Origin of the sequence: Chimaeribacter arupi (assembly GCF_002858805.1) — a bacterium.
Lineage (GTDB): Bacteria > Pseudomonadota > Gammaproteobacteria > Enterobacterales > Enterobacteriaceae > Chimaeribacter > Chimaeribacter arupi.
This window is the reverse complement of the sequence record NZ_PJZI01000004.1, coordinates 163183-179644: the sequence shown is the minus strand read 5'-3', so window position 1 is coordinate 179644 and position 16462 is coordinate 163183. Positions and strand designations below refer to the sequence as shown.

Annotated in this window: 16 protein-coding genes and 1 tRNA gene; 13 read left to right on the top strand and 4 right to left on the bottom strand. The window is 60.0% G+C overall.

All coding sequences use genetic code 11. The features are described 5' to 3' along the window. Positions 1–109: 109 nt before the first annotated feature. A tRNA-Leu gene (locus CYR52_RS04335) sits at positions 110–196 on the bottom strand. Between the two features lie 142 nt (positions 197–338). Beyond that, positions 339–1241 carry a LysR family transcriptional regulator gene (locus tag CYR52_RS04330; protein ID WP_101828014.1) on the bottom strand — a complete coding sequence of 301 codons (903 nt, stop codon included), beginning with the start codon at positions 1239–1241 and terminating at the stop codon, positions 339–341. 118 nt (positions 1242–1359) lie between these two features. Between CYR52_RS04330 and CYR52_RS04325 the strand changes: the two genes are divergently transcribed. After that, on the top strand, positions 1360–2352 hold the full coding sequence (locus CYR52_RS04325; RefSeq protein ID WP_072928631.1) for an aldo/keto reductase: 993 nt from the start codon (positions 1360–1362) through the stop codon (positions 2350–2352). On the opposite strand, the gene rsmC is transcribed toward CYR52_RS04325, so the two are convergent. Then, complete coding sequence (gene rsmC, locus CYR52_RS04320; protein WP_072928632.1) at positions 2342–3391, bottom strand: 16S rRNA (guanine(1207)-N(2))-methyltransferase RsmC; 1050 nt, start codon at positions 3389–3391, stop codon at positions 2342–2344. The two genes, CYR52_RS04325 and rsmC, sit on opposite strands and share 11 nt — an antisense overlap. 111 nt (positions 3392–3502) lie before the next feature. Here rsmC and CYR52_RS04315 point away from each other — a divergent pair, with 111 nt between their 5' ends. The 11 genes from CYR52_RS04315 to deoD all read left to right on the top strand — a co-directional run bounded on the left by CYR52_RS04315 (position 3503) and on the right by deoD (position 14499). Next, positions 3503–3940, top strand: coding sequence for a DNA polymerase III subunit psi (locus CYR52_RS04315; RefSeq protein WP_072928633.1), 438 nt, complete (start codon positions 3503–3505; stop codon positions 3938–3940). Then, a complete protein-coding gene (gene rimI, locus CYR52_RS04310; protein WP_101828013.1) occupies positions 3885–4325 on the top strand; it encodes a ribosomal protein S18-alanine N-acetyltransferase in 441 nt (146 codons plus the stop codon). The genes CYR52_RS04315 and rimI overlap by 56 nt, the downstream gene beginning before the upstream one ends. Positions 4326–4500: 175 nt before the next feature. Then, complete coding sequence (gene prfC, locus CYR52_RS04305; protein ID WP_072928637.1) at positions 4501–6090, top strand: peptide chain release factor 3; 1590 nt, start codon at positions 4501–4503, stop codon at positions 6088–6090. 549 nt (positions 6091–6639) lie between these two features. Then, entirely contained in the window at positions 6640–7251 is a 612-nt protein-coding gene (osmY, locus tag CYR52_RS04295) for a molecular chaperone OsmY (RefSeq protein WP_072928639.1), read from the top strand. A gap of 222 nt (positions 7252–7473) precedes the next feature. Beyond that, complete coding sequence (locus tag CYR52_RS04290; protein ID WP_072928640.1) at positions 7474–7635, top strand: DUF1328 domain-containing protein; 162 nt, start codon at positions 7474–7476, stop codon at positions 7633–7635. Positions 7636–7791: 156 nt separating this feature from the next. After that, positions 7792–8904: a patatin-like phospholipase family protein gene (locus CYR52_RS04285; protein ID WP_072928641.1), complete on the top strand. Its 1113-nt coding sequence runs from the start codon at positions 7792–7794 to the stop codon at positions 8902–8904. Continuing rightward, positions 8901–9698, top strand: a complete 798-nt coding sequence (locus CYR52_RS04280) for a TatD family hydrolase (RefSeq protein ID WP_072928642.1) — start codon at positions 8901–8903, stop codon at positions 9696–9698. The genes CYR52_RS04285 and CYR52_RS04280 overlap by 4 nt, the downstream gene beginning before the upstream one ends. Positions 9699–10233: 535 nt before the next feature. Next, positions 10234–11013, top strand: a complete 780-nt coding sequence (deoC, locus tag CYR52_RS04275) for a deoxyribose-phosphate aldolase (RefSeq protein ID WP_072929062.1) — start codon at positions 10234–10236, stop codon at positions 11011–11013. Positions 11014–11081: 68 nt separating this feature from the next. Continuing rightward, complete coding sequence (deoA, locus tag CYR52_RS04270) at positions 11082–12404, top strand: thymidine phosphorylase (protein WP_072928643.1); 1323 nt, start codon at positions 11082–11084, stop codon at positions 12402–12404. A 74-nt stretch (positions 12405–12478) separates the two neighbouring features. Beyond that, the gene (deoB, locus tag CYR52_RS04265) at positions 12479–13702 is read left to right on the top strand and encodes a phosphopentomutase (protein ID WP_072928644.1); all 1224 of its coding nucleotides are present in this window, start codon (positions 12479–12481) and stop codon (positions 13700–13702) included. Between the two features lie 77 nt (positions 13703–13779). Further along, the gene (gene deoD / locus CYR52_RS04260; protein ID WP_072928645.1) at positions 13780–14499 is read left to right on the top strand and encodes a purine-nucleoside phosphorylase; all 720 of its coding nucleotides are present in this window, start codon (positions 13780–13782) and stop codon (positions 14497–14499) included. A 52-nt stretch (positions 14500–14551) separates the two neighbouring features. Here deoD and CYR52_RS04255 read toward each other — a convergent pair whose 3' ends face one another. After that, a complete protein-coding gene (locus CYR52_RS04255; RefSeq protein ID WP_072928646.1) occupies positions 14552–15217 on the bottom strand; it encodes a YtjB family periplasmic protein in 666 nt (221 codons plus the stop codon). A 224-nt stretch (positions 15218–15441) separates the two neighbouring features. Here CYR52_RS04255 and serB point away from each other — a divergent pair, with 224 nt between their 5' ends. Beyond that, a complete protein-coding gene (gene serB, locus CYR52_RS04250) occupies positions 15442–16416 on the top strand; it encodes a phosphoserine phosphatase (RefSeq protein ID WP_072928647.1) in 975 nt (324 codons plus the stop codon). Positions 16417–16462 lie beyond the last annotated feature (46 nt).

The following is a 16462-nucleotide window of genomic DNA, read 5'->3' as shown; positions in this document are numbered from 1 at the left end:
GAGGGACTTGAACCCTCACGTCCGTAAGAACACTAACACCTGAAGCTAGCGCGTCTACCAATTCCGCCACCTTCGCATTATGCCCTGCGATATAAATCATGTGGTTATTTGGTGCGAAGAGAGGGACTTGAACCCTCACGTCCGTAAGGACACTAACACCTGAAGCTAGCGCGTCTACCAATTCCGCCACCTTCGCATTCCAAGTGCACTACCGGAGTAATGCAACCACGGAGGCGAATTCTAGAGATTTTCGCCGGGGCGTCAATAGTTATTTCGGTAAGATGACACGACTGCTGCAAAAAGCATCAGAAAAAGTGCAGATTGCGGTTTTCAGCCGGTTAACCCGCTTCCATTTGCTGCAATAAGCCGGTCAGCCAGGCCAGCATGACCCGTACGCGGGGCGCAATAAAACGGCCGGGCGGGTGCATCAGCCAGACCGGCATCGGTGGCGGCGGGCAATCCGCCATCACTTCCACCAGCTCACCGGCGGCCAGTTCACGCTGTAACGCATGGCGTGCCGCCTGGATTAAGCCAAACCCGCTGCGCCCGGCGGCGATATAGGCATCGGCCCCGCTGACACTCAGGGTGTATGGCAACTGCAATGCCACCGTTTCCCCCTGTTGTTGGAACTCCAGCGCCTCCGCCTGCCGGCCATGACCGGACACGTAACCCACCATCTGGTGGCTGCCCAGCGCCTGTGGCGAACGCGGCTGCCCATAGCGGGCCAGGTAGCCGGGCGAGGCGCAGGTGACCTGCGGCAACGCCGCGCGGGCGTACGTCACCAGCTGTTCATCGGCAGAGGGCCAGGCGCGCAGCACACAATCCACACCGTGGTGCAGCAGGTCGATGGCGCTGTCATTGGCGCCGAGCATCACCGCAATCTGCGGGTAACGTGCGGTAAAATCCGGCAGCGCCGGAATGACGATTTCCCGTGCCAGCGAGTGCGGCATATCCACCCGCACGTTGCCCTGCGGCTGGTGGCGTTGGTGGGCGAACAGGGCGTCGGTTTCCGCCAGCGCATCCAGCAGTTGCAGGCAGCGATGGTAATAAAGCTCGCCTTCGTCAGTGATGTGCAGCCGGCGGGTGGTACGCACCAGCAGGCGCACGCCGAGCCGCAACTCCAGCCGTTTCAGGGTGGTGCTGACGGTGGCGCGCGGCAGGTTCTGGTCTTCCGCCGCGCGGCTGAAACTCTGTAACTCCACAATACGGGTGAAGATCCGCATCGCCTGGATCTGGTCCATAGGGCATCCGATTGTTGGTGATTTCTGAACAGTGCTGAGCAGAAAGCATGATTTATCTTGCCCGGATAAACAACCACACTCTCCACCACTGACACAGCACCCTGGGGGAGAGAACACAATGCAACAGCGTCAACTGGGAAAAAATGGGCCGGCGGTCTCCGCCATCGGACTGGGCTGCATGGGCATGAGCGATTTTTACTCCACCGGCAGCGACCATAAAGAGGCGGTGGCCACGCTGCACCATGCGCTGGAGCGGGGCGTCACGCTGCTCGACACTGCCGACATGTACGGGCCGCACACCAATGAGGCACTGATTGGCGAGGCGATCAAAGGCAAGCGCGACCAGGTTTTCCTCGCCACCAAGTTCGGCATCCTGCGCGATCCGGCCCAGCCGTCGCTGCGGGGCGTCAGCAGCCGCCCGGCGTATATCCGCCAGTCTGTCGAAGGCAGCCTGGCGCGGTTACAGGTGGAGGTGATTGATCTTTACTACCAGCACCGGGTCGATCCTGCGGTGCCGGTGGAGGAGGTGGTCGGCACGCTGGCCGATCTGGTGCGTGAAGGCAAGATCCGTTATCTCGGCCTGAGTGAGGCCTCCGTCAGCACGCTGGAACGGGCCTGCGCGGTGCACCCGATTACGGCGCTGCAAACGGAGTACTCGCTCTGGACGCGTGATGTGGAAGACGGGATCCTGGCGGCCTGTGAACGGCTGGGGGTCGGGTTTGTGCCTTACAGCCCGCTGGGGCGCGGCTTTTTGACCGGGACGCTGACGTCGCCGGAGGATCTGGCAGCCGATGATTTCCGGCGGGATAACCCGCGCTTTAGCCCGGAGAATTTCAGCCGCAACCTGGCACTGGTGGAGAAGGTGAAAACGCTGGCGGAAGAGAAGGGAGTAACCCCGGCGCAGCTGGCGCTGGCCTGGGTGCTGGCGCAGGGGGAGCACATTGTGCCGATCCCCGGCACCAAGCGCCGCCGCTATCTGGATGAGAACATCGCCGCCCTCGATGTGAGGTTAACGCACAGCGAACTGGCGGCGATTGAGGCCATCTTCCCGTATCACGCGGCCGCCGGCGGGCGGTATCAGGACCACGTGATGCCGATGCTTAACGCTTAGATTTTTTCTTCGACGCGCGCGGCGGGCGGCCCAGTTCAGCCTGGTACACCTTAAAGCGGCCGGTTTGCGCCAGCACTTCATGGCTGCCGAAGGTGGCATCCAGGATGTCGGCATACGGCAGGAAGGCGTTCGCCACGATGCGCAGCTTGCCGCCGATGTGCAGGTGGCTGGCTGCGCCGCGGATCAGCATCTCTGCCGCGTGCAGGCTGGTTTGCAGCCCCTCGTGGAACGGCGGGTTAGAGACGATCATGTCAAACCGGCCGCGGATGTCGGAGTAAACGTTACTGGCGATCACGTTGCCTTCCAGGCCGTTGGCGGCCAGCGTCGCGCGGCTCGCTTCCAGCGCGGCAGCGTTGACGTCACTCAGCGTCAGTTTCACTTTCGCAAAATGGGTGCCCAGCACCGCGCCGACCACACCGGCCCCGCAGCCGATGTCCAGCACGGAACCTTTGATGTCTTCACTGAAGGTGCCCAGCAGCAGCATACTGCCTGGGTCGAGCGCATCACGGCTGAAGACGCCCGGCAGGGTTTTCACCGTGACGTCCGCCACCACGTAGGATTGCCACCACGCATCGGCATCAAATTCCGGCTGCTGTTCCAGGCGGCCATAATAGAGGCCACAGCGGCGGGCGCTGTCGATTTTCTGCAAGGTACACAGCCCTTCCAGCATCGGTTCCGCGCTGCGCACCCCGGCGCGGTTTTCGCCGATCACGAAGACATGGCTGCCGACCGGCAGCAGGGAGAGCAGGTTAGTGAGCTGGAACTGTGCTTCTTGCTTGCTCTTCGGCCAGTAGTAGATCAGCGTATCGCAGCCGCCCACCACGTCGGCGTCTGCCAGCAGACTGTACTGAACGTTTTCCCCCAGCGCCTGGCTCAGCATCTGTCCGTGATGATATTGGTTGGTATGGACACGCACCTCCGCGGCTTCAAGCTGGGCGGGCAGGCTGTCTTGTAAGTCGCCGGCAAACAGCACGCGGCGCTCGGTAAATTCATCAGTGTGGCGCAGTATGACTTCACTGGCGGGGGTTAATGCAGACATCAGGGTGTGGCTCCTTAAGAAGATGACCGGGGATTATAGAGGTTTGTTGGCGCATGTTCGATGGGTTTGCTAGCATAGCGCGGCACATTTGGGTGCTTGGCAGGGTTTGGCATGGCAACGCGACGCGACATACTGTTACAACAACTGGGTATTACGCAGTGGACGCTGCGCCGCCCGGCGGTCTTGCAGGGTGAAATCGCCGTCCATCTGCCGGACGATGCGCGGCTGCTGATTGTGGCGGATGACCTGCCGCCGCAGGATCACCCGCTGTTGCAGGACGTCCTGCACGCGCTGGGGTTGCAGCCGCACCAGGTCTACAGCCTGACCCCGGATAACGTGGCGATGCTGCCGGAAGGCACCCGCTGCGCCAGCTGGTGCCTCGGCCTCAGCACGCCACCGGCCCTTGAGGGCGTACACCTTTCCAGCCCGGCGCTGCCGGTGCTTTCCCAGGACGCCGGTGCGAAACGCGCACTCTGGCAGCAGATTTGTGACCATGAACAGCATCTCTATCCTGACGCCGGACGACCATCCGCGCGCCATGCAGATTGAACGCGCCAGCCACGCCTTTCCGTGGAGTGACGCCACCTTCGCCGGCAACCAGGGCGAGCGCTACCTTAACCTGAAAATTGAGGCCGACGGGCAGATGGCCGGTTTCGCCATCACCCAGATCGTGCTGGACGAGGCGACGCTGTTCAATATCGCCATCGATCCGGTGTTCCAGCGCCGCGGCCTCGGCCGTGAGCTGCTGGAGGCGTTGATCGCTGAACTTGAGGCGCGCGGCATCCTCACGCTGTGGCTGGAAGTCCGTGCGTCGAATGCCGGTGCACTCGCCCTGTATGAGCAGCTCGGCTTTAATGAAGTCTCACTGCGCCGCAACTATTACCCTACCGCCACCGGCCGTGAGGATGCGGTGATCATGGCGCTGCCGGTGTAACGGCACCGGTTTAAGGCCAATGCCGGGACAATATGCACAATATTTCATCATTGATTGTCTCTGCCGGGTAAATCATAGAAAATAGCGCCCCATAATTTATTCCTTCCGCTTTGCCTGCTGCCGTTCGCGGCACGATGTTCCTGTCGCAGGGCGGTACAACTATAGAAACGTGAAAATGTCTCCAAGTGAATACGCCCGCGAAGTGGCCAAACGCCGCACCTTCGCCATTATCTCTCACCCCGATGCGGGTAAAACCACCATCACCGAGAAGGTGTTGCTGTTCGGACAGGCTATCCAGACTGCCGGGACGGTAAAAGGCCGCGGCTCCAGCCAGCACGCGAAATCGGACTGGATGGAGATGGAAAAGCAGCGTGGTATCTCCATCACCACGTCGGTGATGCAGTTCCCGTACCGTGACAGCCTGGTCAACCTGCTGGACACCCCAGGGCACGAAGACTTCTCCGAGGATACGTACCGTACCCTGACGGCAGTGGACTGCTGCCTGATGGTGATCGACGCCGCAAAAGGCGTTGAGGATCGTACCCGTAAGCTGATGGAAGTGACCCGTCTGCGCGACACGCCGATCCTGACCTTTATGAACAAACTGGACCGTGACATCCGTGACCCGATGGAAGTGATGGATGAGGTGGAGCGTGAGCTGAAGATCGCCTGTTCGCCGATCACCTGGCCGATTGGCTGCGGCAAGCTGTTCAAAGGCGTTTACCACCTCTATAAGGATGAGGTTTACCTCTATCAGTCCGGTAAAGGCCATACCATCCAGGAAGTGCGGATCGTGAAGGGGCTGAATAACCCGGATCTGGACGCTGCCGTGGGTGAGGACCTGGCCGCGCAACTGCGTGACGAGCTGGAGCTGGTGCAGGGCGCTTCCCATGAGTTTGAGCGTGAAGCCTTCCTGAACGGCGAACTGACCCCGGTCTTCTTTGGTACCGCGCTGGGTAACTTCGGCGTAGACCATATGCTGGACGGGCTGGTGGAGTGGGCACCGGCACCGATGCCGCGCAACACGGACACCCGTGAAGTGACGGCGCAGGAAGAGAAGTTCACCGGCTTCGTGTTCAAGATCCAGGCGAACATGGACCCGAAACACCGTGACCGCGTGGCCTTTATGCGTGTGGTTTCCGGCCGCTATGAGAAGGGCATGAAGCTGCGCCAGGTGCGTACCGGCAAAGACGTGACCATCTCCGATGCGCTGACCTTTATGGCCGGTGACCGCTCCCATGTGGAAGAGGCCTACCCAGGCGACATCCTCGGCCTGCATAACCACGGCACCATCCAGATCGGTGACACCTTTACCCAGGGTGAAGACATGAAGTTCACCGGCATCCCGAACTTTGCGCCGGAACTGTTCCGCCGCATCCGCCTGCGTGACCCGTTGAAGCAGAAACAGTTGCTGAAAGGGCTGGTGCAGTTGTCGGAAGAGGGCGCGGTGCAGGTGTTCCGCCCAATCGCCAACAATGACCTGATTGTGGGCGCGGTGGGTGTGCTGCAGTTTGATGTGGTCGTCGCCCGCCTGAAAAGCGAATACAACGTTGAGGCGATTTATGAATCCGTGAACGTCTCCACCGCCCGTTGGGTCGAGTGCAATGACGTGAAGAAGCTGGAAGAGTTCAAGCGCAAGAGTGAGCTGAACCTGGCGCTGGATGGCGGTGACAACCTCACCTACATTGCCCCGACGATGGTTAACCTTAATCTGACGCAGGAACGTTACCCGGACATCAGCTTCCGCAAAACCCGCGAACACTGATCCTCCCCGTTCCTCCGGCAGGTCAAAAAAACGGCAGCAATGCCGTTTTTTTATGCCGGTGATTCCGGGAATATCTCCCCATTTTTTGCCCGCCTTTTGCTGGTTTTTTCCGCTTTCATCCGGTTTTTTGGCTATTTTCAGGCCGAAAAGCTCGGACTAGTCTGCATTTCCCCGCTTTTCTGCAATTTTTCAACCACTCCGGTCTTTTTCGACTATATTTAATTTGTGCCCGGCGAAAACCGCCATAAAGCACTGGAGTTAACAAGGAAGGCAGCGAATTATAAGGCAACTATGCTAAAAAGCAGTCGTTAATCCTTATAAGGCGGGTATGCCCAGGAAGTTCGGTACGGACACCGGACATGTCATGGAGAGAAGGAAACGCTTCGGCGTGAATTCATAAGACAACAGAATGTTTAGCTTTTAAGACGCACACTCTGCAAGTTTCCGACGTGCATAAAAACGTGAAATTGTCGCAACGATTAGTCGTCACCCTGTTCGTGACTCACGGTTTCCCGGCAGTTGGGAATCACAACATAAAGGAATGAATCGATGAAAAAGTCTAAATTTGCCTATTCAATGATGGCCGTGGTGTTGAGTTCTGCGCTGGTTGGCGGTAACGCCCTGGCTGAAACCATGACAAGCAAGACTGAGAACGCTGCGGACTCCGCAGGCGCGAAAATCGATAGTTCAGTCAACAAAGTCAGCAACTACATGGGCGACAGCGCCGTCACGGCGAAAGTGAAAAGCGCGCTGGTAGATAACGATGCGATCAAAAGCACCGATATCTCTGTCGACACCACCAACGGTGTGGTCACGCTGAGCGGCTTTGTCGGCAGCCAGGCTGAAGCCGACCAGGCCGTCGCCGCCGCCAAGAAAGTGGAAGGCGTGACCTCCGTCAGCGATAAGCTGCACGTGCGTGACGCAAAAGAGCAGTCTGCGAAAGCCTATGCAGGTGATTCCGCCACCACCGGCGAAGTCAAAGCCAAACTGCTGGCCGATGACATTGTCCCGTCCCGTAACGTGAAAGTGATCACCACCGAAGGCGTGGTACAGCTGACCGGTACGGTTGAGAACCAGGCCCAGTCTGAGCGCGCAGAAAGTGTTGCCAAGGCGGTTGACGGTGTGAAATCCGTTAAAAACGACCTGCAGATCAAACCATAAGCTCTGCTGAACTGATGATGTAACGGCTGCCTTGGTTGCAGGGCAGCCGGTAGCGTGACCAAAACCACAAGAAAATGTGCGCCCGGCAGCAGGAAAAGTGCGCGAAAGTCAGGCAGGATTCTGATTTAACGCTATCTTTTTTAATAAGGTTTCGCGTTCTGGCGACGAAACTTTGTGCTGTGCAAGGGCATCTCAAATTTTAATAAGGTAAGGAGAGATTTTATGTTTCGATGGGGCATTATCTTTTTAGTCATCGCACTGATTGCCGCAGCACTGGGCTTTGGTGGACTGGCAGGTACTGCGGCATGGGCTGCGAAAATCGTCTTCGTTGTCGGCATCATCCTGTTCCTGGTCAGCCTGTTTACCGGTCGCCGGCGCTCATAGCGACGCTGTAAAACACCTTTAACCTCTTGCCGTAACGAGTAAATCAGGCCAGGACGCAACGATTTATTCACCAATGTCATACAAGATGATTACGGCAAGAGCGAATACCGGGTATGCTCAACCCAGGATGGGGACGACCAGGTAACGGGGTAAAGGTTGGGATACAGAATACCGATCACGCTGGGGAACATTGAACCCCTGGCGTATAAACCCTACCAGCCGGGTAAAATCGCGCTGGTATGCGAAGGGGGCGGGCAACGCGGAATATTCACAGCCGGTGTGCTGGATGAATTTCAACGTGCCCGCTTCAATCCGTTTGACCTGCTGATCGGCACTTCTGCCGGTGCACAAAACCTCTCTGCGTTTGTCTGCCAACAACCCGGCTATGCCCGGCGTGTGATCTCCCGCTACACCACCGCTCCCCAGTTTTTTAACCCTTTGCGCTTTGTGCGCGGCGGGCACCTGATCGATCTCGACTGGCTGGTGGACGTGACGGGCCAACAGATGCCGCTGGCGCTGGAAGCGGCGGAAAGCTATCTCGGCAATGACCGGGAATTCCTGATGTGCGCCTGCCGCAGTGATGATTACAGCCCCACCTATTTCTCACCGACCCGTGAAAACTGGCTGTCGGTGCTGAAGGCCTCCAGCGCCATTCCCGGTTTCTACCGGATGGGCGTCGAGCTGGACGGCATCAGCTACCAGGATGGCGGCATCAGTGATGCGATCCCGGTGGAAGAGGCGTACCGGCGCGGTGCCGACACCATTATTGTTGTCCGCACTGTGCCGTCGCAGATGTTCTACGCGCCGCAGTGGATGAAGCGCATGGAGCAGTGGCTGAGTGAAAGCAGCCTGCAACAACTGGTGCATATGATGCAGCACCATGAAAAAAGCTACCGGCGCATCCAGCAATTTATTGAGAACCCGCCGGGCAACCTGCGCATCTTTGAAATTTACCCACCCAAACCGCTGGCCAGCCGGGCGCTGGGCAGTCGGCTGTCGGCGCTGAACCGCGATTATCACCTCGGGCGGCGGTGCGGGCGCTACTTCCTGGCGACCGTGGCGCACTGGCTGCTGCCGCGTGACGAACAGCCGGATCTGGCGGTGCAGGTACCGGCCGCCACGGTTCTTCCGGAAGAACCGGCGAATACGCCGCTGATCACCGATTCCCCGCTGGTGTCGGCCGTGAGTGATGCGGTCAGCGGCCTGCTGGTGGATGCGCCGCCGGTGGCAGAGAATGAAGAACCGGATGATGAGGAGCAGGCGGGATGAGCACAGCGCGTTACTTTATTGACACCCATTGCCACTTCGATTTCCCGCCGTTTGCCGATGACGCGGCCGCCAGCGTGGCCCGTGCCGCTGACCGGCATGTCCGGCAGATTATCGTCCCGGCGGTGACCGCGGATCGCTTTGACCGCGTGCTGGCGCTGGCGAACCAGCATGATGCCCTGTTCGCCGCGCTGGGGCTGCATCCGTTATTTATCCAACAGCATGATGATGCGGCGCTCTCCCGCCTGGCACAGAGCCTGAAGCAGCCGCACCCGAAGGTGGTGGCAATCGGTGAGGTCGGGCTGGATCTCTATATGGAGAACCCGCATTTTGAGCGGCAGAAAGCGCTGCTGGTGGATCAGCTCTCCCTGGCGAAACAGGCCAACCTGCCGGTGATCCTGCACTCCCGCCGCACCCATGATCAGCTGTTTTCCCTGCTGCGCAAGCAGGCGCTGCCCGCCACGGGGGTGGTGCATGGCTTTGCCGGCAGCCTCGCGCAGGCGCAGGCGTTTGTGAAACTCGGCTACGCGATTGGCGTCGGCGGCACCATTACCTATGAGCGGGCGCAAAAAACCCGCAACACCATCGCGGCGCTGCCGCTCTCCTGCCTGCTGCTGGAAACCGATGCGCCGGATATGCCGCTGGCCGGTTATCAGGGCCAGCCCAACCGGCCGGAGCGCGCTGCCCTGGTGTTTGAGGTGCTCTGCCAGTTGCGCCCGGAGCCGCCGGAAACCCTCGCCGCCGCCCTGAACGCCAATACCCGCCGGGTGTTTAACCTGCCGCTGCTGCCGGGCTAAAAACACCCCCTGCCCGAATCTGAAAATCAATGTGAAAATAATCACATTTACCGGGCAGTTATCCGGTTCACCTTGCGCAATCTTCAATGATTTTGGGCTGTGGCGCGGAAATCCGTTCTCTTCTTAATGTGACTATTATAACATCACGGCCAGAGAGCATGGCCGCCTGACCCGATCAGCGGCCTTCACACGCCGGGCCACTCTACCTGGTGTAAACTTATCATCATGGTCACTTTCTGAGCATAAAACGATTATCCTGTGACTCCTGTCACAGTTAATCTAAACGCGTTACAATTGGCTTTAAGATTTTGTGAATCAGAACACATAAGCGTCCCCTGTGCTCATGGTTCAATAGCCAGTACCGGCCCGGTGTTTGCCGGCTCGCGCGGTGAGAAGGAATTCAACCGTGGCCCGCTTTCAGGCAGGCTGCGGCCTCTTCATGGAACCAAGCCCGCTCGCCAACCTGTGGAACGCGTTGCCCATGAAACCTCAGAAGTGATCGTGGCCATCAGCAACGAAAATGTTGGAGAGTCATATGACTGATTTAACCGCCGCAGCGCAACGTGCGCTGAGCCTCATGGATTTAACCACCCTGAATGAAGACGATACCGATGAGAAGGTGATCGCGCTGTGCCGCCAGGCGAAAAGCCCGGCCGGTAACACCGCCGCCATCTGCATCTATCCGCGTTTCATCCCGGTGGCCCGCAAGGCCCTGCGTGAGCAGGGTACCCCGGAGATCCGCATCGCGACCGTCACCAACTTCCCGCACGGGAATGATGATATCGACATCGCGCTGGCAGAAACCCGCGCCGCTATCGCCTACGGGGCGGACGAAGTGGATGTGGTCTTCCCGTACCGCGCGCTGATGGCCGGCAATGAGCAGGTCGGCTTTGAGCTGGTGAAAGTGTGCAAAGAAGCCTGCGCCGCCGCCAATGTGCTGCTGAAAGTGATCATCGAAACCGGTGAGCTGAAGCAGGACGCGCTGATCCGCAAGGCGTCTGAGATCGCCATCAACGCCGGGGCTGACTTCATCAAAACCTCGACCGGCAAAGTGCCGGTGAATGCCACGCCGGAAAGCGCGGCGCTGATGATTCAGGTGATCCACGATCTGGGCGTGGGCGACCGCGTCGGCTTTAAACCCGCCGGCGGCGTGCGCACCGCAGAGGATGCCGCCGAGTTCCTGGCGATTGCTGACCGCATCATGGGTGAAACCTGGGCCGATGCGCGCCACTTCCGTTTCGGCGCCTCCAGCCTGCTGGCCAGCCTGCTCACCACGCTCGGCCACGCCACCGCGAAAAGCAACGGCGGCTATTGATCTGAATAATGCCGCGCCGGCCATACCGGTGCGGCCCTGTTATTTACTGCGTCATGCAGGGGGACACCTTGTTTCTGGCACAAGAAATTATTCGAAAAAAACGGGACGGCCAGCCGCTGACGGCAGAAGAGATTCGTTTCTTCGTCAACGGCATTCGCGACAACCAGGTTTCAGAAGGGCAGATCGCCGCGCTGGCGATGACGATCTACTTCCATGACATGAACATGGCAGAACGCGTGGCGCTGACGATGGCGATGCGTGATTCCGGCACCGTGCTGAACTGGGCGGAGCTGGGGCTGAACGGCCCGGTGGTGGACAAACACTCCACCGGCGGCGTGGGCGATGTGACGTCGCTGATGCTCGGCCCGATGGTGGCCGCCTGCGGCGGCTACGTGCCGATGATCTCCGGGCGCGGCCTCGGCCACACCGGCGGCACGCTGGACAAGCTGGAAGCGATCCCGGGGTTTGACATCTTCCCGGACGACCAGCGTTTCCGCGCCATCATCAAAGAGGTCGGTGTGGCGATTATCGGCCAGACCAACTCACTGGCCCCGGCGGACAAACGCTTCTATGCGACGCGTGACATCACCGCGACCGTGGACTCGATTCCGCTGATCACCGCGTCGATTCTGGCGAAAAAACTGGCCGAAGGGTTGGATGCGCTGGTGATGGATGTCAAAGTGGGGTCCGGCGCGTTTATGCCGACTTATGAAGCGTCAGAAAATCTGGCGCAGGCGATTGTCGGCGTGGCGAACGGGGCAGGTTGCCAGACCACCGCGCTGCTGACGGACATGAACCAGGTGCTGGCCTCCAGCGCCGGGAACGCCGTCGAAGTGCGCGAAGCGGTGCGCTTCCTGACCGGCGATTACCGTAATCCGCGCCTGTATGAGGTCACGATGGCCCTGTGCGTGGAAATGTTACTGTCGGGCGGGCTGGCGAAAGATGATGCCGATGCCCGCGCGAAATTGCAGGCCGTGCTGGACAATGGCGCGGCCGCAGAAATCTTTGGCCGGATGGTGGCAGCCCAGCGCGGCCCCACCGATTTTATTGAGCACTATGACCGTTACCTGCCGGCGGCAACGCTGAGCAAGCCGGTGTATGCGATGGAAAACGGCATCATCAGCGCGATGGATACCCGCGCGCTGGGCATGGCCGTGGTCGCGCTGGGTGGCGGACGCCGCCGGGCCAGTGACACCATTGACTACAGCGTGGGCCTCACCGGCATGGCGCGCCTGGGCGACCGGGTTGACACCCGGCAGCCGCTGGCGATGATCCATGCTGCCAGTGAAGAGGCGTGGGAACAGGCCGCGGCCGCTGTGCGCGCTGCCGTGACGCTGAGTGAACACGCCCCCGGGGCGACGCCGGTGGTCTGCCAACGTATCCGGGCATAATGGTCATCCTTTAGCACCCTCTGTGGCCCGGCTGTCAGCCCGCCGCAAAACGCGTGAATACGCAGGAGAGCAGAATGAAACGTACTTTTATCATGGTTTTAGACTCTTTCGGCATCGGCTACAGTGCTGATGCGGAGAAATTTGGCGACAAAGGTTCCGACACGCTGGGCCACATCGCTGAAGCCTGTGCGCGCGGCGACGCCGACGTCGGCCGCAAAGGGCCGCTGACCCTGCCGAACCTGAGCCGCCTGGGCCTCGGCAAGGCGGCCGAAGCCTCCACCGGGACGTTCCCGGCAGGGCTGGATGAGAAAGCAGATATCATCGGTGCGTATGCCTACGCCAGCGAACTCTCCTCCGGCAAGGACACGCCGTCCGGCCACTGGGAGATCGCCGGGGTGCCGGTCCTGTTTGACTGGGGCTACTTCAGCGACACCGAAAACAGCTTCCCGCAGGAACTGCTGGACAAACTGGTGGAGCGTGCCAACCTGCCGGGCTACCTCGGTAACTGCCACTCTTCCGGCACCGTGATCCTCGACCAGCTCGGTGAAGAGCACATGAAAACCGGCAAGCCGATTTTCTACACCTCCGCGGACTCCGTGTTCCAGATCGCCTGCCACGAAGAGACGTTCGGGCTGGAGAGACTGTATGAGCTGTGTGAAATTGCCCGTGAAGAACTGACCGAGGGCGGCTACAACATCGGCCGCGTGATTGCGCGCCCGTTCATCGGCAACAAGCCGGGCGAATTCCAGCGTACCGGCAACCGCCACGACCTGGCCGTCGAGCCGCCGTCCCCGACCATCCTGAAAAAGCTGGTGGACGAGAAGGGCGGTAACGTGGTGTCAGTGGGTAAAATCGCGGACATCTATGCGCAGGTCGGCATCACCAAAAAAGTGAAAGCCACCGGGCTGGACGCGCTGTTTGACGCCACCGTGGCAGAGATGAAGCAGGCGGGCGACAACACCATCGTCTTCACCAACTTCGTTGATTTCGACTCCTCCTACGGCCACCGCCGTGACGTGCCGGGGTATGCCGCCGCGCTGGAGCTGTTCGACCGCCGCCTGCCGGAGCTGATGGAGCTGGTCGGCCCGGATGACATGCTGATCCTCACCGCCGACCACGGCTGTGACCCGACCTGGACCGGCACCGATCATACCCGTGAGCACATCCCGGTGCTGATCTACGGCCCGAAAATCAAGCCGGGCTTCCTCGGCAAGCGCGACACCTTTGCGGATATCGGCCAGACCGTTGCCGCCTACTTCGGCCTTTCGCCGATGGAATATGGCAAATCGATGCTGTAACCTTTGCTTGCGCCGCCTCCGGGCGGCGCTTTTTTACCGATGATTAACGCCAGAATTGGCAGAATAAGGAATGAATTATGGCTACGCCGCATATCAATGCTGAAATGGGTGATTTTGCAGACGTGGTACTGATGCCGGGCGACCCGCTGCGTGCCAAGTACATCGCTGAGAACTTCCTGGACGATATCCGCCTGGTGAACGAAGTGCGCGGTATGCTGGGCTACACCGGCACCTACAAAGGCCGCCGCATCTCTGTGATGGGCCACGGCATGGGCATCCCGTCCTGCTCCATCTACGCCAAAGAGCTGATCACCGAGTTCGGCGTGAAAAAGATCATCCGTGTCGGCTCCTGCGGCGCAGTGCGCAGCGACGTGAAACTGCGTGATGTGGTGATTGGCATGGGTGCCTGCACCGACTCCAAAGTGAACCGTCTGCGTTTTAAAGATCACGACTACGCGGCGATCGCGGACTTCGACATGGTGCGCAATGCGGTAGACGCGGCGAAAGCCAAAGGCGTCCCGGCGCGTGTGGGCAACATCTTCTCTGCTGACCTGTTCTACACGCCGGACCCGCAAATGTTCGACGTGATGGAAAAGTACAACATCCTGGGTGTTGAGATGGAAGCCGCCGGTATCTACGGCGTGGCCGCCGAGTTCGGCGCAAAAGCGCTGACCATCTGCACCGTGTCTGACCATATCCGTACCCACGAGCAGACCACGGCTGAAGAGCGCCAGACCACCTTCAACGACATGATCGAAATCGCACTGGAATCCGTGCTGCTGGGCGACCAGGAGTAAGGGGTTCCCTGCCGATAAAAAAGCGCCCTGCGGGGCGCTTTTTTTATGCCGGCTATTTCCCCGGCGGGGCGTCTTCTGCCGGGTCGTCCTTCTCTTTCAGCGGGGTGCTGGCGGTGAGCAGGAAAGGGGACTGCTGCCAGCGGCTGCGGCGGTGCTGCAACAGGGTGCGGGCCAGGATGATGCCGATCGCCAGGGCCAGCAGCATCATCAGGCGCAGCAGGTTGGTGGTGTTATCCACCTGCTTCGATTCGGTGGCCAGCACGTGGGTGTCCAGCGTGATGCGCAAAAAGCCGCTCGGGTCGGCGCGGTCGCCCACCGGCTCCACAATCTGGTGGTTGAAATAGCTGCCGGCGCGCTTGCCGTCCAGCGCCAGCCGGTCACGCACCGGCACCGTCTCACCGGCATGGGCCACCAGTGCGCCGTCAAGCTGGTACACGGCGGCATCCAGAATGCGGCTGTTGTCATCCGTCAGGCGGGTGAGCAGCGCGTTGATCTTGTCGCTGTCCACGTTGTCATTGTCGTTATCCATCAGGGGTGCCAATGAATAGGCCACCTGCCGCGCCAGCGTCTGCGCCAGCTCCTCCGTCTGCTCTGAGCGCGCCATCTGGTGGCTCAGGCTGAAGTAGGAGGCACCCTGCATCAGCCCCACCAGCAATGCCAGGCAAATCAGCACGATAACCGTGCGGTGCAGGCGGAACGTAAATTTGGCTCGGGCCATGCCATTTCCTTCAGGGGGATTTCATCAGTTTCATGTTGCCAGAAGCAAGGGCGATAGGATAGCTTGATGCGGCGTTTTAACGAGAGCCACGTTCGCCGTGCCCTGTGGGCTGCCTGCTTTCCGCTTTATCAGTTAAATCCATGCCTGATCGTTTTGCATAATGAATGCATCGGCACTATCACCCAGTTTATCATGACCCCTCTGCACCCCTACAGGAGTTAACGATGTCTACCAGTCTGACCTATTGCGATCTTCCGGCGGAGATTGATCAATGGCCGGGGCTCCCCCTTTCATTAAGCGGTGATGAAGTGATGCCGCTTGACTATCGCGCTGGCCAGACCGGTTGGCTGCTGTACGGCACCACGCTGGATAAGCAGACCGTGACCCGTTTCCAGCGTGAACTGGGCAACGCGCTGGTGATTGTCAGCGCCTGGTGCATCGGGCACAACTGTGTGGCCCGCATTGCCGGTACCCTGACGCCGGAAATCGCCGCATTGGCAGACCGCTACCAGCTGGACGTCGCGCCGCTCGGCAAACTGCCGGACCTGCGGGTGCCGGGCCTGCTGGTGATGGACATGGACTCCACCGCCATTGAAATTGAGTGTATCGATGAGATTGCCAAACTGGCGGGCGTGGGCGAGCAGGTGGCCGAGGTCACCGAACGGGCGATGCGCGGCGAGCTGGATTTCACCGCCAGCCTGCGCCAGCGCGTCGGCACGCTGAAAGATGCCGATGCCAACATCCTGAAAACCGTGCGTGACCGCCTGCCGCTGATGCCGGGGCTGACTGAGCTGGTGGCCCGTATGCAGGGCTTTGGCTGGCATGTGGCGATCGCCTCCGGCGGGTTCACCTACTTTGCTGAACACCTGCGGGATACCCTCGGCCTGACGGCAATTGTGGCCAACGAGCTGGAACTGCGTGACGGCAAGCTGACCGGCAATGTGCTGGGGCCGATTGTGGATGCCCAATACAAAGCCGACACGCTGACTGCGCTGGCGGAAAAGCTGGAGATCCCACCGTCCCAAACCGTCGCCATCGGTGACGGTGCCAACGACCTGCTGATGATTGAAGCCGCCGGGCTGGGGCTGGCGTACCATGCCAAGCCAAAAGTCTATGCGCAGGCGCGCGTCAGCATCCGCCATGCGGATCTCACCGGCGTGCTGTGCGTATTGAGCGGCAGCTTCCGCGACGGCATTTAAAGACTGGTTATTTATACAGTTAACGGGGTATAATCGGGCCTTGTCC

Excerpts from the sequence above, each read along its gene's own strand:
- serB (WP_072928647.1), top strand. The coding sequence starts at position 15,442 with ATGTCTACCAGTCTGACCTATTGCGATCTTCCGGCGGAGATTGATCAA.
- rsmC (WP_072928632.1), bottom strand. The coding sequence starts at position 3,391 with ATGTCTGCATTAACCCCCGCCAGTGAAGTCATACTGCGCCACACTGAT.
- deoC (WP_072929062.1), top strand. The coding sequence starts at position 10,234 with ATGACTGATTTAACCGCCGCAGCGCAACGTGCGCTGAGCCTCATGGAT.
- osmY (WP_072928639.1), top strand. The coding sequence starts at position 6,640 with ATGAAAAAGTCTAAATTTGCCTATTCAATGATGGCCGTGGTGTTGAGT.
- CYR52_RS04330 (WP_101828014.1), bottom strand. The coding sequence starts at position 1,241 with ATGGACCAGATCCAGGCGATGCGGATCTTCACCCGTATTGTGGAGTTA.
- deoD (WP_072928645.1), top strand. The coding sequence starts at position 13,780 with ATGGCTACGCCGCATATCAATGCTGAAATGGGTGATTTTGCAGACGTG.
- prfC (WP_072928637.1), top strand. The coding sequence starts at position 4,501 with ATGTCTCCAAGTGAATACGCCCGCGAAGTGGCCAAACGCCGCACCTTC.
- deoB (WP_072928644.1), top strand. The coding sequence starts at position 12,479 with ATGAAACGTACTTTTATCATGGTTTTAGACTCTTTCGGCATCGGCTAC.
- CYR52_RS04315 (WP_072928633.1), top strand. The coding sequence starts at position 3,503 with ATGGCAACGCGACGCGACATACTGTTACAACAACTGGGTATTACGCAG.
- rimI (WP_101828013.1), top strand. The coding sequence starts at position 3,885 with ATGAACAGCATCTCTATCCTGACGCCGGACGACCATCCGCGCGCCATG.
- CYR52_RS04325 (WP_072928631.1), top strand. The coding sequence starts at position 1,360 with ATGCAACAGCGTCAACTGGGAAAAAATGGGCCGGCGGTCTCCGCCATC.
- CYR52_RS04280 (WP_072928642.1), top strand. The coding sequence starts at position 8,901 with ATGAGCACAGCGCGTTACTTTATTGACACCCATTGCCACTTCGATTTC.
- CYR52_RS04255 (WP_072928646.1), bottom strand. The coding sequence starts at position 15,217 with ATGGCCCGAGCCAAATTTACGTTCCGCCTGCACCGCACGGTTATCGTG.
- CYR52_RS04290 (WP_072928640.1), top strand. The coding sequence starts at position 7,474 with ATGTTTCGATGGGGCATTATCTTTTTAGTCATCGCACTGATTGCCGCA.